This is a genomic window from Alteromonas sp. KUL49, from assembly GCF_006538345.1.
GTDB lineage: Bacteria > Pseudomonadota > Gammaproteobacteria > Enterobacterales > Alteromonadaceae > Alteromonas.
In genome coordinates this window covers 184576-202351 of the sequence record NZ_BJKL01000006.1, presented here as the reverse complement: position 1 = coordinate 202351, position 17776 = coordinate 184576, and the positions used below count along the sequence as shown (strand labels likewise).

15 protein-coding genes and 2 pseudogenes are annotated in these 17776 nt (G+C 45.2%); 2 read left to right on the top strand and 15 right to left on the bottom strand.

The window, feature by feature from the left end:
• Positions 1 to 39 precede the first annotated feature (39 nt).
• From EYS00_RS12325 to uvrD, 3 genes are all read right to left on the bottom strand, one after another.
• On the bottom strand, positions 40 to 2304 hold the full coding sequence (locus EYS00_RS12325; RefSeq protein ID WP_130636990.1) for a TonB-dependent receptor: 2265 nt from the start codon (positions 2302 to 2304) through the stop codon (positions 40 to 42).
• A 296-nt stretch (positions 2305 to 2600) separates the two neighbouring features.
• On the bottom strand, positions 2601 to 3854 hold the full coding sequence (locus tag EYS00_RS12320; protein ID WP_242618758.1) for a diguanylate cyclase: 1254 nt from the start codon (positions 3852 to 3854) through the stop codon (positions 2601 to 2603).
• 26 nt (positions 3855 to 3880) lie between these two features.
• Entirely contained in the window at positions 3881 to 6052 is a 2172-nt protein-coding gene (uvrD, locus tag EYS00_RS12315; protein ID WP_130636988.1) for a DNA helicase II, read from the bottom strand.
• 197 nt (positions 6053 to 6249) lie between these two features.
• On the opposite strand from uvrD, the gene cysE reads away from it, so the two are divergent.
• Entirely contained in the window at positions 6250 to 7053 is an 804-nt protein-coding gene (gene cysE, locus EYS00_RS12310; RefSeq protein WP_130636986.1) for a serine O-acetyltransferase, read from the top strand.
• 223 nt (positions 7054 to 7276) lie between these two features.
• Here the strand turns inward: cysE and EYS00_RS12305 are convergent, their stop codons facing one another.
• The 12 genes and pseudogenes from EYS00_RS12305 to EYS00_RS12250 all read right to left on the bottom strand — a co-directional run bounded on the left by EYS00_RS12305 (position 7277) and on the right by EYS00_RS12250 (position 16990).
• Entirely contained in the window at positions 7277 to 8053 is a 777-nt protein-coding gene (locus EYS00_RS12305; protein WP_130636984.1) for a DUF4097 family beta strand repeat-containing protein, read from the bottom strand.
• 108 nt (positions 8054 to 8161) lie between these two features.
• Positions 8162 to 9352, bottom strand: coding sequence for an NAD(P)/FAD-dependent oxidoreductase (locus EYS00_RS12300; RefSeq protein ID WP_130636982.1), 1191 nt, complete (start codon positions 9350 to 9352; stop codon positions 8162 to 8164).
• A gap of 37 nt (positions 9353 to 9389) precedes the next feature.
• Positions 9390 to 10283 carry an acyl-CoA desaturase gene (locus EYS00_RS12295; protein ID WP_130636980.1) on the bottom strand — a complete coding sequence of 298 codons (894 nt, stop codon included), beginning with the start codon at positions 10281 to 10283 and terminating at the stop codon, positions 9390 to 9392.
• A complete protein-coding gene (locus EYS00_RS12290; protein WP_130636978.1) occupies positions 10280 to 10681 on the bottom strand; it encodes a DUF2809 domain-containing protein in 402 nt (133 codons plus the stop codon). Before EYS00_RS12290 ends, EYS00_RS12295 begins: the two co-directional genes overlap by 4 nt.
• Positions 10682 to 10715: 34 nt before the next feature.
• The gene (locus tag EYS00_RS12285) at positions 10716 to 11432 is read right to left on the bottom strand and encodes an HAD-IA family hydrolase (protein ID WP_130636976.1); all 717 of its coding nucleotides are present in this window, start codon (positions 11430 to 11432) and stop codon (positions 10716 to 10718) included.
• A gap of 14 nt (positions 11433 to 11446) precedes the next feature.
• On the bottom strand, positions 11447 to 12340 hold the full coding sequence (gene xerC, locus EYS00_RS12280) for a tyrosine recombinase XerC (protein WP_165399380.1): 894 nt from the start codon (positions 12338 to 12340) through the stop codon (positions 11447 to 11449).
• A gap of 22 nt (positions 12341 to 12362) precedes the next feature.
• Positions 12363 to 13054 (bottom strand): annotated as a pseudogene (locus EYS00_RS12275) (DUF484 family protein).
• Complete coding sequence (gene dapF / locus EYS00_RS12270) at positions 13051 to 13881, bottom strand: diaminopimelate epimerase (protein ID WP_130636972.1); 831 nt, start codon at positions 13879 to 13881, stop codon at positions 13051 to 13053. Before dapF ends, EYS00_RS12275 begins: the two are co-directional and overlap by 4 nt.
• Positions 13882 to 13914: 33 nt before the next feature.
• Positions 13915 to 15162, bottom strand: a complete 1248-nt coding sequence (gene lysA / locus EYS00_RS12265) for a diaminopimelate decarboxylase (protein WP_130636970.1) — start codon at positions 15160 to 15162, stop codon at positions 13915 to 13917.
• Positions 15163 to 15164: 2 nt separating this feature from the next.
• Positions 15165 to 15374 (bottom strand): lipoprotein, encoded by a 210-nt coding sequence (locus tag EYS00_RS12260; protein ID WP_130636967.1) that lies wholly within the window; start codon positions 15372 to 15374, stop codon positions 15165 to 15167.
• A gap of 12 nt (positions 15375 to 15386) precedes the next feature.
• On the bottom strand, positions 15387 to 16454 hold the full coding sequence (locus tag EYS00_RS12255; RefSeq protein WP_130636965.1) for an MJ1255/VC2487 family glycosyltransferase: 1068 nt from the start codon (positions 16452 to 16454) through the stop codon (positions 15387 to 15389).
• Between the two features lies 1 nt (position 16455).
• A pseudogene (locus EYS00_RS12250) lies at positions 16456 to 16990 on the bottom strand (phosphatase PAP2 family protein).
• 298 nt (positions 16991 to 17288) lie between these two features.
• On the opposite strand from EYS00_RS12250, the gene rraA reads away from it, so the two are divergent.
• On the top strand, positions 17289 to 17774 hold the full coding sequence (gene rraA, locus EYS00_RS12245; RefSeq protein WP_130636962.1) for a ribonuclease E activity regulator RraA: 486 nt from the start codon (positions 17289 to 17291) through the stop codon (positions 17772 to 17774).
• The last annotated feature ends 2 nt before the right edge of the window (positions 17775 to 17776 follow it).

Sequence of the window (17776 nt, the reverse complement as noted above, 5' to 3'; positions counted from 1 at the left end):
CACCACCATGGTAGTGCCACATAGTTATTCGGTAAGAGGTTAGAACTCTGTTGAGAATCTAACGCCGAACTCGCTCGCATCATTACTTAGAATTTGCAAGATGTAGTCGCCTGTATTTAGACGGGCGTTGTCATAACGCTCATCGAATACGTTTCGGCCATAAAGCGCAAGCGTGTAACCTTCGTTGGCTGGCGTGTAAGCCACGTCAAAGTTAACTAACTCTCTGCTCTCTAGCTCTGTCATACGCTCTGGTGCTGATGATGGCTCGCCATACATGTCTGAACGATATGAGTAATCAGCGCGAACGCGAATCGATGCACCACCCTCAAGGTCGAAAGTGTATGAAGGACCAATGGCTAGGGTTAAATCTGGCGTTAGTGGCGCTACTGGACTAAAGCCGTCTTGTTCTTCTACATCAACATCCATAAAACCAATGCTAGTCATCATGCTGAAGTTGTCGTAGTTGAACGTTGTGTCTAGCTCAATACCGCGAGACGTTTGCTCTACGACTAAATTAGCGGTATCAAAACCAGAATCGCTTACTCGGCTGACTTGGTAAGGTAGGTCTTCAAACTCTGTATTAAATACAGCAATACTTACGTCAAAGTAGTCATTAACTCGACCTTTAACACCCACTTCATAGTTCGTGGCTGTTATGTTTTCTGATGCAGTAAAGCAGTTGTTAGCTCTCACCGCAGCTTGCGCAGCATCGATGTCATCAAAACCACCACCGGCAAAGAATTGACCGATAAGACAGTAAGGACGTGCTGGGTATTGACCAGACTGGTAACCAGATTGAATGGTCGCGTAACCCGTCATACCGTTTTCAAAGGTATAGTTTGCGGCAAGTTCCCACGTTAGCTCGTCCCAATCGTTCTGATCGTAGATTGTGCCTAGCGCAGAGAATACGTTTGCCGATGCTTCTTTTTCATCTTCTGTGTAGCGAAGACCACCTGACACGGTCAGCTCGTCCGTTAGGTCGTGACGCACGTTAATGTATGCCGCTTTACTTGTGGTTTCTTGGTCAAGTTCAAGAAGGTTTGCTCCGCCATCAAAGCTAGAGTCTGCACCTTGGCGGTTTTTACCTTCTTCGTTGAAGTAGTAAAGACCAGCAACAAAGTCAGTGTACTCGTTGAGGTAACCGTTAAGTTGAAGTTCGATAGACGTTTGGTCAGCTTCACCTAGCTCTGGGTAGTGATCGAGGGCATAAATAGTACCGTCGTCATCTAGACCCGCTTTGTATTGAGATGAACGCTGGCTGGCAACAAGCTTGGCAGTGTAGTCTTCATTGATATCCCATTCTGTTGTGAGTGAAATACCACGAGCCTCGTTAGATACGCTAGTGACTTCTTTTGTGCTGGTGGCGTTGTCGTACATGTCGTAGCCGTCAGGAACAACGTCGTCATTGCCTAGTGCTACGCCTAAACCATTTGCACCACCCGCATAGCGGTCAGAACCCACTTCATCTATAAGTACATTATATGGACGAAGGCCACCGTCGCCATTATTTGCATCGGCAGTAAGTACCATGCGGAAGTCATTGGTTGGCTCGAATTTAACAGATATGCGACCAGAAACGTCTTCTGTTTCGCCCACATCAAATTCAGCATCAGGTACATTAATGAATTCACCTAAACCATCGCGTTTGTTGACGGATAGGTTCATGTTGAACGCAAGGGAGTCTGACAAACCATGGTTAACAAATAAGTCAGCCTTTACTCGGCCGCGAGTACCAAATTCTGTGTTTACCTTGGTAACGTCACCTTGGTCTGGCTCTTTAGTGATGATGTTAATTGCACCACCGATAGAGTTGCGACCATAAAGCGTACCCTGTGGTCCACGAAGTACCTCAATACGCTCGATGTTGCTCAAACTCCAGTTCTGACCCACCTGACGACCCAGATAAACCCCGTCAACGTATACACTGACACCAGGATCTGTAGTGATCAAATGGTCTTGTAGTCCGATACCGCGAATAAATGGGTTAACCGAGGACGTATGCCCTGCTGAGAAACCCGTAACGTTCAAGTTCGGCACAAATTTACCCACATCAGTAAGGTCGGTGATACCTTGCTCTGCAAGCATATCGCCATCAAATGCGCTCAACGCAATTGGCACTTCATAAATCACTTGAGGGCGTTTTGTCGCGGTAACCGTGATAGCCTCAAATTTTTGTTCTTCTGTAACTGTATCCTCTTGAGCGAATGCTAAATTGCCTAGAGTGGGAATAGTCATTGCCACAGCAATGGCAACAGGAGAATATTGACTAGCTAGTGATTTGCTTTTGTTAATCGTGGGTTTCATTCACTGTCTCTTTTATGTGTTAGGTCGCATAACCATCTTCAAAGATTACAGATGTTCTCTGAGAAACATTTCATCGCAGAATCGACGAGAAAACTAAACGAAAAAGAGTAAGAGTGCTGCTAGGAGATAGAGAGAGGTAAGTAAAAACTCGCATGTATTCCATCCAGCCCTCAATAATCTCACGTTGAAGATTCTCGTTTGAAGACTGGAGCGCGAGTTTACTGTCATAGATTGTTCATGACAATGAAATACTGAGGTAATTTAGATAAAATTTGACCAAATGGACAATTGTTAACTTACTCTGTACACGCTTTTAACACTTGGTTGCGTCCTTGGCGTTTTACCTCGTAAAGTGCTTTGTCTGCATTGCTTAACATGGCTTCTATATTTTGTGTATTGAGGGTGCTTACACCCACACTACATGTAACACTGAGGGTTTCCCCATTGAATCTAATGATAGTGTCGGCCAAGGTTTCTCTGAATGTATTGAGTAACTTTATTACGTCATCGATATGAGTTTCAGGGAAATAAATACAAAATTCCTCGCCACCAAAGCGGGCGATGACTTCATCTGGGAACTGCTCTTCGATAACGCTGGCAACAACCTTAAGCACTTCATCTCCCGCATCATGACCATAGGTATCATTAATTGACTTAAAGTGGTCTAGATCGATAAGGGCCAGGGCGTGTGAATCGGGTAATGAAGACTGTTGCACTGTTACCGTGTAGAAAAAGTGGCGTCGATTGGGCAATCCCGTTAAGTAGTCTGAGTTTGCCGCACGGCGTATGGCCTCAACGCTTTCTATATATTCCACATTCTGCATTACCCTGCACAAAAACTCTTCGTGACTGTAGGGGCGGTGAATAAAATCATTGGCGCCACTTTTAATGAATAGTGCCGACAGCAACGTATTTTCGCCACCCGCAATCCCCATAATGGCAAGCTGCTCTTTGGCAAAGGCTTTGCGCAGTGTGGATACAAATTCAGTGCCTGTCATATCAGGTATGGCGTAGTCGGTAATGACTAGCCTAATGTGCTTGTTGTTTGCCAAGTGTTGCATAGCATCACTGGCGGTTGGGCAATCAAATACTACAAAGTTGTGTTTGTGCAACATCGAGAGCATGTTTTTCCGCGACTTTCGATGGGTGCTGACTACGATCACCCCAGTGGACTTATTCTTCTCTAATCGAGCAAGAAGGCGACTTAAATAGTCATAATTTTGTGCATTCTCTTTAGGGATATAGTCCACAACATCTTTCGTAAGAATGTGTTCTCGCGTTGGGGGGTGTACGCTATCCGTTACCACGATAGTGGGGATATACGCGGCAATGGTTGCGTCAGCGGCTTCGCCATGAGGAGCGTCGGGTAGATTATAAGCCACTATGGCGCACAAGCAGCTTTCAGGCATCATTTGGGAAAATCGAGCGCGAGCTTCCATCAAGGAACGTGCGCCAATGGGATTAAGCCCCGCCTTTCTCACTAACTTAGAGACAATTTCTAAGCTAGTGTGACTGTTTTCAATTACCAGTACGTTTTGCTGCATGAACATGTATTAGCACGCCATTTTTTATTCGATTACGCCGGTGTGAGTTTTGCGTAGGCTAACACCAACCATTTGCTGCCGAACTCATCAAAGTTTACTTGCACACGTGCATTATCGCCACTGCCTTCATAATTGAGAACTATACCTTCGCCGAATTTTCGGTGTAAAACTCGCTGCCCTAATTGAAAACCGGTGTTTTCGAAGGACGCATGAGCCGTTGCTTGGCTAAAGCGATTGTGAACGGGGCGGGAAATGGTGGACTTAAGTCGCACTTCTTCAACGCACTCAGATGGAATCTCACGAATAAAACGAGACGCCGTGTGATACTTGTCTTGGCCGTATAAGCGGCGGCTTTCAGCGTAGGTAATGTAAAGCTTTTGCATGGCGCGTGTCATGCCCACGTAACAAAGGCGACGTTCTTCTTCCATGCGACCGGGCTCTTCATTGGTCATTTGACTCGGGAACATGCCCTCTTCAACACCGGCCATAAATACTAATGGGAACTCCAAACCTTTAGCCGTGTGAATTGTCATCATTTGCACGGCGTCTTGATCGCTTTTGGCTTGAGTTTCCCCTGCTTCAAGAGACGCATGGGCTAAAAACGCAGCCAAGGGTGTCATCTCATCAGCATCTTCCGGTACGACAAACTGCTTACATGCGGTAACCAATTCTTCCAAGTTTTCTAATCGCGCTTGGGCTTTTTCGCCTCGTTCAGCTTGATACATGGCATATAATCCCGACTGGCGAATAGCAATGTCAGCTTGTTCTTCCAGTACCTCATTTGCCATGTTTTGTTCCATGTCGGTAATAACGGCAACAAAGTTGGTTAGTGCCGTTTTAGCACGGCCTTTCAGAGAGCCTTCGTTAATCAAAAGCTGACTGGCTTGCCACATAGAACAATTGTGCGCTCGAGCGGCCTCACGGATTTGGGTCAGCGTTTTCTCACCCATACCACGGCTAGGCGTATTCACCACACGCTCAAAGGCGGCATCGTCATGAGGGTGATTAACCATGCGTAGATAGCCAAGAGCGTCTTTGATTTCTTGACGTTCGAAGAAACGAAGTCCGCCATAAATGCGATACGCTAAACCTTCGTGAAGTAAGGCTTCTTCCAGAACGCGAGATTGAGCGTTATTTCGGTATAAAATCGCGGTGTCGCATAAGGCGTTACCTTGATCGAGCCATTGCTTGATTTTAGACACAATAAAACGAGCCTCATCAAGCTCGTTAAAGCCTGCGTATACCGATATTGGATCGCCATCAGTGCCATCAGTCCACAATTCTTTACCCAAACGTCCTTGGTTATTGTCGATAACCGTATTGGCGGCTTTTAGAATGGTACCTGTAGAACGATAGTTTTGCTCAAGGCACACCGTGCTGGGTGATTCGAAGTCTTTTAAAAAGTGTTGAATATTATCTACATTCGCACCGCGCCAACCATAAATAGATTGGTCGTCGTCACCCACAATCATAATGTTATTCTTGTCACCACTACACAACATACGAAGCCAAGCATATTGAATGTTGTTGGTGTCTTGGAATTCGTCGACCAATACCGCGCGGAATCGACGTTGATAGTGAGCTAATACCTCGGGGTTCTTCGCCCAGAGTTCATGCGCACGCAGCAATAACTCAGCAAAATCGACCAATCCAGAACGATCACATGCATCTTGATAGGCCGCGTAAATCTCGCGCATTTTCTGTTGGGTGTGATCGCCGTGGGTTTCTATGTGCTGAGGACGAAGCCCTTCGTCTTTATTGCCATTGATGTACCACTGCACTTGACGAGGTGCCCAATGTTTTTCGTCCAAATTCATGGCTTTGAGCACACGGCGAATTAAACGGTACTGGTCGTCGGAATCTAGAATTTGGAAGTTTTCAGGTAATCCGGCTTCTGCGTGGTGAGCGCGTAACAAACGATGGGCCAAACCATGAAAGGTACCGATCCACATATTGTGCAGACTTTGTCCCATCAGCGATTCAATACGACCACGCATTTCTTTGGCGGCTTTGTTTGTGAAAGTTACCGCCAGAATAGAGAAGGGCGCGATGTTTTCTACTTCCATTAACCAAGCAATGCGATGTACTAAAACACGAGTTTTACCACTACCTGCACCGGCGAGTACCAGCATGTTAGATAAAGGCGCAGCTACCGCTTCACGTTGTTTGTCGTTTAGCTCGTCAAGCAGTCGTGATACATCCATCGTTTGATTAACCTCTCAAATGTTCAAGATAAGCGCGCTATTATGCCAGCTGACTGTGCATTTATACAGGCAATAGTTAGGGTAAACTGATCGCATTACCGTACAAAAGGGTATAGTACAGAAGAAATTTGTTTGTTGAATTTCCGGTCTATAACCCCATCTAGCTAAACCTACAGCTATACTATTGGAAGGGTATTATGCAAGCGAGCGCGCAAGTGAATGATTTTTGGTTATCTCTGAAGCAAAATGCAAAACGAGTGGCTGAGAGTGAGCCGTTATTGGCGAGCTATATTCACGCGTGTATTTTGACCCACCACAACTTCGAAACGTCTTTAAGCTTCATTCTTTCCAATAAAATGGCCGATGATGTTATGCCAGCGTTGGCTATTCGCGAAGTATTTGATGAAGCCTATTTGTTGCAGCCAGAGATTACTGAAGCGGCAGTGGCAGATATTGAAGCCACCGTAGCACGGGATGCTGCTGTCAGTGATCTACTCACTCCATTATTGTACTTTAAAGGATTTCACGCGGTTCAAGCGCATCGTTTGGCTAACTATTTATGGCAGCGTGGTCGCTTTCAATTGGCACTGTTTTTACAAAGTCGTATTGCCGAAACCTTTGGTGTTGATATTCATCCAGCCGCGCAAATCGGTAAGGGCGTCATGTTCGACCATGCCACGGGTATTGTTATTGGTGAAACTGCTGTAGTAGAAGATAACGTATCGATTTTACAAAGCGTGACCTTGGGTGGTACGGGTAACGAATCTGGCGACAGGCACCCCAAGATTCGTCAAGGGGTCATGGTAGGTGCTGGGGCAAAAATTCTTGGCAATATCGAAATTGGCGAAGGCTCTAAAGTGGGTGCAGGAAGTGTAGTTCTCAACAGTGTACCTGCGCATGTCACCGTGGTTGGTGTACCTGCAAAAGTCGTTGGCCGCCCCGTTTGCAATCGCCCCTGCGAATCAATGCTTCAAAACGTGTTAGAAGATAGCGAAAATTAAAAAGCCTCTGTACGCAAATAGCTAGTTGTTTAAATCAACAGGTTTTATGGTACTTGGAAGAGGGAGCGAAGGACTTTTTATAGCCGTCTGAGGCATGGATGCCGAAGCCGAGCCCCCAAGGATGGGTTTACGGCGTGCAATAAAAAGTCCATCGCTCCCTCTCGCCGTAGTTCATATCACCTACGGCGCTTAGCTGACTCGTATTTCGCGTATACTCAGGCTTTTACAGTGACCGAATGTTTACGCTTCCGCCACTTGTGTGTAGGTCCAGTTCTGGGCCACCGCCGTTAATTTCACCTTTGATAGATTGCTTTTTAACTCGGCCATCAATGTCAAAGTCAGTGCGTACTGAACCTCCACCGGTAGATGCGTTAATGTCTACCTGAATGTCTTTAATTAAGTATGCTGTGATTGAGCCGCCGGATGTTTCTAACGAGGCGTCTTCTGTCAATTGTTCTGCAAAAGTGGCGCGAATACTACCACCAGAAGTGTGTGCATTAAGCGGACCGTATATAGCTTCGGTTTTTATGGAGCCGCCTGAAGTATGTAGTTCAACTTCACCATGTACCTCACCTACTTGAATTGAACCACCGGAGGTACGAGCGTCAATGTTGCCCTCTAGATCATCAATGCTGATTGAGCCCCCTGCCGTGTCCACTTCAATGTTAAAATCTTCAGGCACAGTAATCTCAAACTTTACCTGTAGACTTCTGTTCCAGTTGTTAGATTCGACTTCGCCGATAACCTCTAACGTGTCACCACGCATTTGGGTGACGACTTCAAAGTCTTCTTGGTCACGACCTCGTACATCAACTTCGATTACCGCATAAGGTTGATTATGGGTGCGAATTTCAATAGACCCCGCATCGGTGCGCAAATCTAAAGTACCGCCCATCGGAACATCCATTTGTTGTTCAATGTTTTCTGCGGTTGCAGAAAAAGCGGAAGCTAAAGCGATAACGGCAAAAGGTAGAGCAGATTTTAATAGTGTTGATTTCATGGTGTTTTCCATTCTGTGCGCGTTCAATTACAAGGTTAGTAGCAGTTCGATGCGGGAAGGTTTAAACCATGCAAAAATATATTCAATTAAATTTAGAGAGTCGTTTTATTAGTGGAGCTTTAGTTCAGCTTTGTTCAAGAATACGTCTGATGCTAACGTACTGAGCTGCAGGTTATTGAATAAAGGTAGGCGTCCAATCGGTGCCATTAACCAGTCGCGAAATAGTGACAGTGCTTTACTATCAGATTGAAATAATGGAGTTAATAGTTTGCTTAGGTGGCGAACGTAAGCTAATTGATTTCGTCTTATTGCCCACCAGTTGTCGAGCGACGCTAAGAGTAGGTCATCATTTTGATTTAGTTGCATCGATAATACCCACGCGTCTAACAATGCCATAGTGCAACCTTGACCCAATTGTGGGCTAGTGGCGTGACAAATATCCCCCAGTGCTACCAATCGATTGTTATAGGGTTTTGGTGTCCAAACGTCGTTGTATTTCGCAGAAATAAAGTCGTGAAATTGTAGAGAGGCTATGGATTGTTTAGCATCGGGCCAGAACTGTTCAATCTCGTTCTTTACAGCGCCGAAATTATTACCGTTTATGCCATCGATATCAGAAGACTTCATACTCCAATACAAAGCGGCTTGGTAGTTTCCGTCTATGTTTTGCACAGGAAGGATCCCCATCATCTTACTTGAACCTTTACATCTTTGATGAAGGATATTCGGTGCTAGGCTCTGAGGTAAATCGATGGTTGTCCACAGACAACCCCAACCATAAGGACGATGGATTCTGCCACTAAAGTGCTCATAAGCCAGAATGCTATTGGCTCCCGAAGATAATATACATAGATCGAAGTCGTGTTTTTCGTTGTTGGAAACTATGGTTACTTTACTTACCTCTGGCATGCATTGGGTGACTTCATTGCCCCAGTGAAACTTGATTCTATCCGTGCTTAATACTTTCGATAGCAAGGCCTGGTAGATATCATTTCTTTGAACCCCTAACCCAGTGTAAGAAGGGGTCTTTAGTGCGGAATAATCGAGGTCTAGGACAGTACGCCCTGATACCGTTTTTGATTGTAATCCGCTTATGGGAACTGCATATTTTAGAACACTGTCGAGTACCCCCAATTTTTGCAATACAGCTTGCCCAGGTGGTTGAAGCAGAAATCCTGCTCCTACCGGTTGTGGAGTAGCCGCTTTGTCGAACACTGAAACATGGAAGCCTTTTCTCGCGAGAAGAATAGCGCTGGCTAAGCCACCAATCCCTCCACCTATAATCGCGATAGTGTCCATTGATATATACTCTTTTTCATATGCAACAAGACTTGTGTTACTTGCACTCTATCAAATCATCCCTAAGCGTTTTGTCTCGAGGTAACTTTACGCCATAAACCAAATTAAACTTTTTGAGGAGCACAATAAACCACCAAGATGGATCCCATTGGCCTTTGTCTAATCCTATCTTTGCAGATTCAGGAAATGCATGATGATTGTTGTGCCAGCATTCACCGTAAGTCAGAAGGCCTAATCCACGAATATTAGACGCTTGAACTGCCGCTCCTTTAACCAGCCATCTTTGTACGCCGGGGTTATGACAGAAGTAGGTTATCGTCCAATGACCAAGAATACTCACTGAAATACGTACAAACACTCCCCACACCACAAATGACCAGCCACCAAAATAATAAAGAATAATGGCGATGGGTAGTTGGTGGAGCATCCATGTTTTATCGCAGAAAGCCAAAAACTTATCGTCTCGGTAGAGGCGCTCTATGGCCAATTCAGGTGGATGTGTAAATTCAAATTTTGACGTTAACTGCCACCACAAGTCTTGGGTAAAGCTCCGTTTGTGTGAGAAAAAGTCGTGGCATGTAGGTTTTCTCTGCGCCCAATCTCTAATGTCATGGATCCTAATTATTCCGTAAGGTCCTGACATTCCCACTAGAACCCCTACATATATTAGCGTACACCTAACAAACCTATTGGCACTAAACGTTCTATGGATCATCATTCGATGCATGCCCACGCTATGACCTATCATCAAAAATAAGTAGGTCATAACCACAAATATAACGAAGGAACTTAGATTAAACGTCAGAGGCCCTAATATAATTGCAGTCAAAATAATGCCTAGATTCCATAGCATCTTAGTCAGATCAAAGCGAATGCTACCATTCAAAGGGCTAGGAGAATCAACTTTAATTCTTGCCACTGGCTCCATCATGTCTTGGATTCCTTACTCCCATTGCGCAATGGGTAATCCAGTGTCGCACCAAACGCTATACCAACCGAATATGCCACTAAATCCGTCCATTGAAAACCAAACCCAAGCACTAAACCGCCTAGCCTAGTATGACGAATAGCATTAATCCAATCCGCCTGATAGAGCTGAGAAACTTCAATTGAGAACGAAAACAGTAAGGCAACAATGGCGCTTAGCCAGTAACTCTTTTTTGGTAGTAAAAATCGGACTAACCAATACACTAATAACGCCCACAGCGAGTCGCCCACGTACATCACAATGAAGTGATTATGCTCAAGTACACTAGAGCGAGAAAAAAGGCCAAGCAACACAGTGCCAAGTGCTAACAAAGCATAGGTGATTCGGGGGTGAAAGCTCATGGTTGTTCAGATACCAACTAGGTAATTAGCTACTTTATTCAATAAAGCTCGTTAATTCATTGAGGTTATCAAGCGCCACATGAGGCAAGACTTTTACGCGCTCGTTAGTCAGAGCCATGGGACGGTTAAATGCGTACCAAGCGGCCTGATAACCGGCGTTTACGGCACCGTAAACGTCGTTTTTCAAACAATCACCCACGTGCAAAATGTGATGTGCTGGGAGTGATAGGGCGTTGGCAGCTTCATCGAACATGGCGTGATGGGGTTTGGAAGGGCGTGTGGTGCTGGCGTGATACACGTCGACAAAATACTTTCGAATACCTATCTGGTCGCAATCTACGTTGCCATTGGTAATACCTAATAGGGGAGCTGATTTACTGAGGCGTTCTAATAAATCAAGCGTGTTTTGGTCTAGGGTAAAATCACTTCTAGCGTGATAAAAACAATCAAAGCAAGCTTTAGCCGCCGTTTCGTTGTCTTCTCCTTGCACGTCTTGTTTCAGTGCGACTCGTAACACTGCCATTCTTAGCTTTCCCATGTCGTAGGCATAGGTAGGTGTTTCGGTGATGACTTCTTTTCTTATGGCAAACCAATCCTGTGGCGAGAGCTTCGAGGCGTGTTCAAAGTGTTCTGCTATGTAAGCTTTGAGTACAGCATCAGCATGACGAATGTAAGGTCCGTTATTGTACAGGGTGTCGTCAAGGTCGAAGGTGAACGCGTGAACGGGAGAAAAGGGTCGGTAGAATCGCATGAAAATAAATGCCTCTATTTTTTCTTTTGTGCCCGTGGGTGGGCTTGATCATATACCTTGGCTAAGTGTTGAAAATCTAGGTGGGTATACACCTGAGTGGTGGACAAATTCGCGTGGCCTAACAGCTCTTGAACCGCACGTAGGTCCCCACTTGATTCTAATACGTGGGTTGCGAAGGAATGGCGCAGTTTATGGGGGCTTACTTTCTGATTAATGTTCTGCTGCATCGCCATGGCATTCAATCGGTTGGCTACCTGCCGATTGGAGATCCGCGTTCGGCGTTTACTCACAAACACGGCATTTTCATAGGGTGATGCGTGCTGACCTCGTATTTTTAACCAAGCTGTCAGTGCTTTTTGCGCTTGTTTTCCCAGTGGTAGTATTCTGGCTTTGTTTCCCTTACCTGTCACTCTTACCGTGCCATCGCTAAGGCAATCCTCAACATTTAAGCCGGTGAGTTCGCTCAATCGTAATCCGCAGCCGTAAAGCAATTCGAACATGGCTTGGTCTCTACACAGAATATCTTCGTCACTTTCATCGGCGAGCAATTGATTCATGGCATCTACGGTGAGATTTTTGGGTAAAGGGCGCCCTTGTTTGGGAGCCTGTATGCCTTCCACTGGGTTAGTTGTTCTTTGTTGATTATCGATAAGGTACTGGCTGAATGTACGGAGCGCTGACAACATTAATGCGATACTGTTGGCTTTTTTGCCTGCCATTTTCGCTGTACCCATCACCCGCTTCACATCTGAAGGGGTCACTTCAGCCCATTCTTGTATGCCGAGTGTTTTGGCAACTTCAGTGAGCTGTCGACGATAATTACTGATGGTGTGTTCTGATAAACCGCGCTCTACGCGTAAATGCTGACTGAATTTGTCGAGCCACAACTGGCAGTTTTCAGACAGCATTGAGGCATTATTCACAATGCGCTTAATAGCCCATCATTGGGGGCAATATGATATTTAAAACCTGCTGAAGCTGTTGTAACAGCAGAGTATCCATATCAGGTGTGAAGTGAGACGGATCTGCGCTTCCTATAGCAAGAATACCCAAGTCTTTGTTATCTCCCAATAGCATTAGGGCTACAGATTCTGCGGCTTGTTCACTGAACAACAGCTGGCGTTCATGTTGGGAGAGACGTCCAAAAAAGAAGGTTTCTGATTGAAAACGTTTTTCGGTAAAGAGTCGTTGTTGTAACTCAGGGATTGCATGCGGGCCTTTAAAACTCTTGATGACGGCACACGACAATTGGAGTCTTTCTTGGAGAACATCTTCTAATGTGTATTGAACCTCAGCTACACTTTTACAGCGTAACAGCTGAACATTTAAGTCAGTATACACGCGGTAAATTTTTCGTTTTGCTTAGCAATGGTTACCAGTTGGTTGAGCTTATAGTTTAACTGACGTGTCTTTTTACGCAGTAACTCACCTTGTATTTCTACCAGCGACACACTGCCTTTTTGTGTGTGAGGGATGACTAACTTTTCAGTAACCTCGGGGTGCTTAGTAAAGAAGTCTGGATTTGTAAGTAGGTATTCACTTACTTCTTCTGCACTTAAGGAGTAGTCATCAGGCTGGCTATCTAGCAGGGTATTATTTTTATGCTCTGAGAAATTACTCATAGGTTTAGCTGTCCATCGTAAACGTGTTCTGCTGGCCCAGTCATTTTCAATACATTGTCATTGCCAGGCCATCGAATCCGAAGTGTTCCGCCCGGTAGGTCTACACGAACGTCCTTACTTAACTTACCTTGAAGTTGACCTACTGCCACCGCAGCACACGCACCGCTACCGCAAGCAAGGGTTTCACCTGTACCTCGTTCAAACACGCGAAGGCGAATATGACTGTCATTAATAATTTGCATAAAACCCACATTAACGCCTTCGGGGAAGCGTTCATGCTTTTCCACTTTTGGGCCTATAGTGAGCACTTCAGTAGTGTCTACGTCATCCACTTCTATCACACAATGGGGGTTGCCCATGGAAACTGCACCGCAGAAAAGTGTTTTGTCTTCCACCCGTAAAATGTAGGTGTTCTCTTTCTTGTTAGCTTTTAATGGGATTTGCGCAGGTTCAAAATTGGGCTTACCCATATTTACCGTTACTTGGCCGTCTTTTTCAAGATACAGGACCATTTTTCCCGCTTTGGTGCTCACCACAATTTTATTGCGGTTAATCAAGCCTTTTTGCTTAACAAAACGGGCAAAACACCTTGCACCATTACCGCACTGTTCAACTTCTGAACCATCCGCATTAAAAATGCGATAGTGAAAATCTTGCTCTGGGTCGTAGGGCGGTTCAACCATTAATAGCTGATCGAACCCGATGCCAAAATTTCTATTGGCGAGTTGAAGAATTTTATCTTTTGAGAAGTAAACATTCTGGGTCACATTATCAATGACCATGAAGTCGTTCCCAAGACCGTGCATTTTTGAAAATTGAACTTGCATCGAACCGGTTTCTTTTTCCTATTGCTCTGCCAACTAAACGGTATGCTCGCCTGCCCACAGTGAATCCAATGATTCTCTTTCACGAACGAGAATCGCATTATCGCCATCAACTAACACTTCTGCAGGACGGCATCGACTGTTGTAGTTAGATGCCATCACAAAACCGTACGCACCGGCACTTCTAACAGCGAGTAAATCACCTGCTTCAACAGCGAGTTCACGATCTTTTCCAAGAAAATCACCGGTTTCGCAGACAGGCCCAACAACATCATAAGTCTTAGCTTCAGCGCTAGACGTTTGACTCACAGGAATGATCTTCTGCCATGCTGAATAAAGCGACGGACGCAACATGTCATTCATTGCTGCATCAACAATTGCGAAGTTCTTTTCTTCGCCTTGCTTAATAAATTCTACCTCGGTGACCAAAATACCTGCGTTTGCCGCAATAGCGCGACCGGGTTCTAAAATGAGTTTGAGGTGCTCTCGACCTTGCATCTTTTCAGCCATTGCTTGTGCGTAAGCTTTGGGATGAGGCGGTGTTTCATTGTCGTATGTCACACCAAGGCCGCCACCAACATCTAAGTGCTTGATATGAATATCGCGCTCAGCCAATTCGTCAATCAATACCAATAGACGCTCTAATGCATCAACAAATGGGTCTATGTCGGTAAGTTGTGAGCCGATATGACAGTCCATCCCTACAACGTTTAAGTGACTTAGCGACGCTGCAAGCTCATAAGTCTCAAGCGCTCGTTCGCGAGAAATACCGAATTTATTCGCTTTTAATCCAGTTGAGATATACGGGTGGGTTTTAGCATCTACATCAGGGTTGATACGCAATGAAATCGACGCCGTGGTGCTCATGCTCTCTGCCACTGCATTGATACGGTGTAGTTCGGGCTCTGATTCTACGTTAAAACAATGAATGCCTTGCTCTAATGCGTAGCGAATTTCTTTTGAGGTTTTGCCTACGCCTGAGAATACGACTTTGCTCGGATCACCACCTGCTGCAATAACACGAGCAAGTTCGCCGCCTGATACAATATCAAAGCCAGAACCTAGTTTTGCTAATGTACTCAGTACACCTAAATTTGAGTTTGCTTTTACGGCGTAACAAATAAGATGCGGGTGATCACCAATAGCGTCATTAAAAGCGTGCCAATGGCGCTCTAAAGTGGCGCGAGAATAAATATATAGCGGCGTGCCGTGCGTTGCCGCAATGTCTCTCACTGCAGCATCTTCGGCAAATAACTGTCCGTCTTTGTAATCAAAAAAATCCACGTTTACGAATCCCTAGGCATGGGTGCAAGCGATTGCTGTGCATCTTCTTGCTTGGTGGCTTGAACGTCTGGTTCAGAAAGCTCACTTTCAGGTGGAATGTACAATGCCCCTTTGTATCCACATCCACCTAAAAATAGAGTGAAAAAGAGGCAAGCAACACATTTTTTTAGCACAGCAATTCCAGCGATAACTTCATAGAATGCCGTTATCATCGCATTGCGGGATTAAATTGCAAGAGACAATAATCGCGAGCGTGTTTTATCGCCGTATTTAACGTGTTTCCAAAGGGTTTCGCAGAGGGTTTTTGTGTCGTGCAAATCCCCTTTTTTGAGCCAGTCTATCAGTGGTGTTGGATCGTCTGGAAATTCGATGCGTTCTATGTCCGGCGATTCGAGCCATTCTTCAACAATATCCGTATCGAGCTGGAACAGTGTTTGGCAAAGATCAAGTTGATTCAACGTGAGTACATTGGATAGTTGTTCAAATTGTCCGTGTAATGGCTTTATTAAAAGTTTTTTACCTAAGTGCAGCGCTTCACTGGATAATTCAAAGCCGCCGTTAGCAATAACACCACTACAGTGCTGCAGTGCTTTCTGAAAATGTACTTTTGACGTAGGGTGCCATTGAATATGGCCACAATCACGCGCTTCTTTTATCTCAGGGTGAAAGCACTGAAATTGTTGGTCGCTGAGAGGTTCTAACATTTGTTGAACGTCGTTAACGTCTTCAAAAGGTAAGTACACTAAGACATGCTGATTACTCGCTACTGTCGCCGGCTTATCTGCCACGAATGGCGGCACAATAGGATGCCCAAAGTGGTACCAATGCACACCAAGCTGCACATCGGTGGGAGCAAATGTACGCATCAGTAGCTTGTCTAGAATAGTGTCGCCAGACTTGGGTACGTCATAAGAAAAAGATGCCTGATGGCTAATTGAAATGGATGGTAGTTTTTGTCGTCTAGCCGCCCATGCAGTGACTGGCTCAAAATCGTTAACCATCAAATCGTATTTAGACGTGTCAAATTGGCGAATATCGCGAAATAGCGCAGTAACATTAGCCTGCTTCACGGTTTGCCATTGGTCTACCCGCCCATGCTTGGTGATAAAACTCAAGCCAGAAAACGTTCGGTAGTCACCAAATACATCCATGTCGAAGTATTTTTCAGGATCTCTGCCAGTAAAAACGAAATCCACGTCAATATCATCTCGCTGGGCCAGCGCCGCAGCCATAATTCTTGCGCGAGCAATATGACCGTTGCCGGTCCCTTGCACGCCATACAATAATTTCATGTTACCCCAGAATGGAAATACTCAAAGAAGCTATCGTGACGCCAAGTGCAGTACCGGCGAGCACGTCAGAAGGATAGTGAACCCCAAGCAATACACGAGACAGGCCAATAAGGGCTGCCCAGCTGTAAGCAAGTAGTGCGAAAGGTGGATAATAATGGGCGACGATACTCGCCATTAACCATGCTGCGGCGGTATGACCGGAAGGCAATGAAAACTTATCAGAAGGCGTGACGTGTGCAGTTAAGTTAACTAAGAAGTCGCAAGGTCGTGGGCGTTTGAACATCTTTTTAAGCACAACATAAACGGGTAGCTCCAGTGCGTACGCCATGAGTGCTGTGTACAAAAAGAGCTCACCGTGTTGAGGCTCGAAAGCCCACAATAACATGCCGATCACGAAATAGAGATACCCGTCGCCGGTTTTTAGACAGCCAGATGATGCTCCTACAGTCTCGTTTTACTGTAAGGCGATACAGAAAGTAAAAAAGCTCTGTGTCATATTTCGTAAATGATTTTAATAGCACGTGATTTACGCCCATTAACCTTGATTAATAAATAGGCTAAAAGGCGACTGTGACCCTCCTGTTACAAAAAAAGAAACCTTTGTGACAGCCACCGTGTAAAGAAGATCGGGTGGATATTTTTGCACGTTATTTTTCAGAGAGTTACGTAAATTTAATATCCTAGATAAGTAACAGTTTTAAACTCTTGAATAAGTGCTATGCTAGTTCACAGAGCGTATGTCACTTCTCACAGTTTTTGTGTGTAGCACCAGCATATTACACACTGTAATTGTTGCAGTTTTTAAGTTCAGTTAGGCAAAGGTAAGGCAATACAATGGATTACAACACTTCCGAATTATGCGACTTGTTTGCAGATAGCGTCGACGTGGTTGACCCAATTTTTGCGAGCTACGGTGGTCGCTACTCGTTTGGCGGAGAAATTACCACCATCAAGTGCTACGAAGACCGTGGATTGATTGACCGCGTATTAGCCCAATCCGGAGAAGGTAAAGTATTGTTGATTGACGGTGGTGGCTCTACGCGTAGAGCGCTCATCGACAGCGCATCATTGCAGCTCGCTATTGATAACGATTGGGAAGGTATTGTTTGTTACGGTAGTGTGAGAGAGGTTGATACTCTTGTGGATATGGATATTGGTTTACTTGCCGTTTCAACGATCCCCGTGAATGCTGAAAGTGAAAGCACTGGCGACGTAGATATACCCGTAAACTTCGGGGGAGTGACGTTTTTGCCAGAAGACCACCTCTACGCCGATAGTACAGGTGTTATTCTCTCTCCTGAGCCTTTGGATATCGACTGATA

Bases quoted from the DNA above. Each gene is read 5' to 3' on its own strand.
- EYS00_RS12325 (WP_130636990.1), bottom strand. From the start codon at position 2,304: ATGAAACCCACGATTAACAAAAGCAAATCACTAGCTAGTCAATATTCT.
- EYS00_RS12320 (WP_242618758.1), bottom strand. From the start codon at position 3,854: ATGTTCATGCAGCAAAACGTACTGGTAATTGAAAACAGTCACACTAGC.
- uvrD (WP_130636988.1), bottom strand. From the start codon at position 6,052: ATGGATGTATCACGACTGCTTGACGAGCTAAACGACAAACAACGTGAA.
- cysE (WP_130636986.1), top strand. From the start codon at position 6,250: ATGCAAGCGAGCGCGCAAGTGAATGATTTTTGGTTATCTCTGAAGCAA.
- EYS00_RS12305 (WP_130636984.1), bottom strand. From the start codon at position 8,053: ATGAAATCAACACTATTAAAATCTGCTCTACCTTTTGCCGTTATCGCT.
- EYS00_RS12300 (WP_130636982.1), bottom strand. From the start codon at position 9,352: ATGGACACTATCGCGATTATAGGTGGAGGGATTGGTGGCTTAGCCAGC.
- EYS00_RS12295 (WP_130636980.1), bottom strand. From the start codon at position 10,283: ATGATGGAGCCAGTGGCAAGAATTAAAGTTGATTCTCCTAGCCCTTTG.
- EYS00_RS12290 (WP_130636978.1), bottom strand. From the start codon at position 10,681: ATGAGCTTTCACCCCCGAATCACCTATGCTTTGTTAGCACTTGGCACT.
- EYS00_RS12285 (WP_130636976.1), bottom strand. From the start codon at position 11,432: ATGCGATTCTACCGACCCTTTTCTCCCGTTCACGCGTTCACCTTCGAC.
- xerC (WP_165399380.1), bottom strand. From the start codon at position 12,340: ATGCTGTCTGAAAACTGCCAGTTGTGGCTCGACAAATTCAGTCAGCAT.
- dapF (WP_130636972.1), bottom strand. From the start codon at position 13,881: ATGCAAGTTCAATTTTCAAAAATGCACGGTCTTGGGAACGACTTCATG.
- EYS00_RS12260 (WP_130636967.1), bottom strand. From the start codon at position 15,374: ATGATAACGGCATTCTATGAAGTTATCGCTGGAATTGCTGTGCTAAAA.
- EYS00_RS12255 (WP_130636965.1), bottom strand. From the start codon at position 16,454: ATGAAATTATTGTATGGCGTGCAAGGGACCGGCAACGGTCATATTGCT.
- rraA (WP_130636962.1), top strand. From the start codon at position 17,289: ATGGATTACAACACTTCCGAATTATGCGACTTGTTTGCAGATAGCGTC.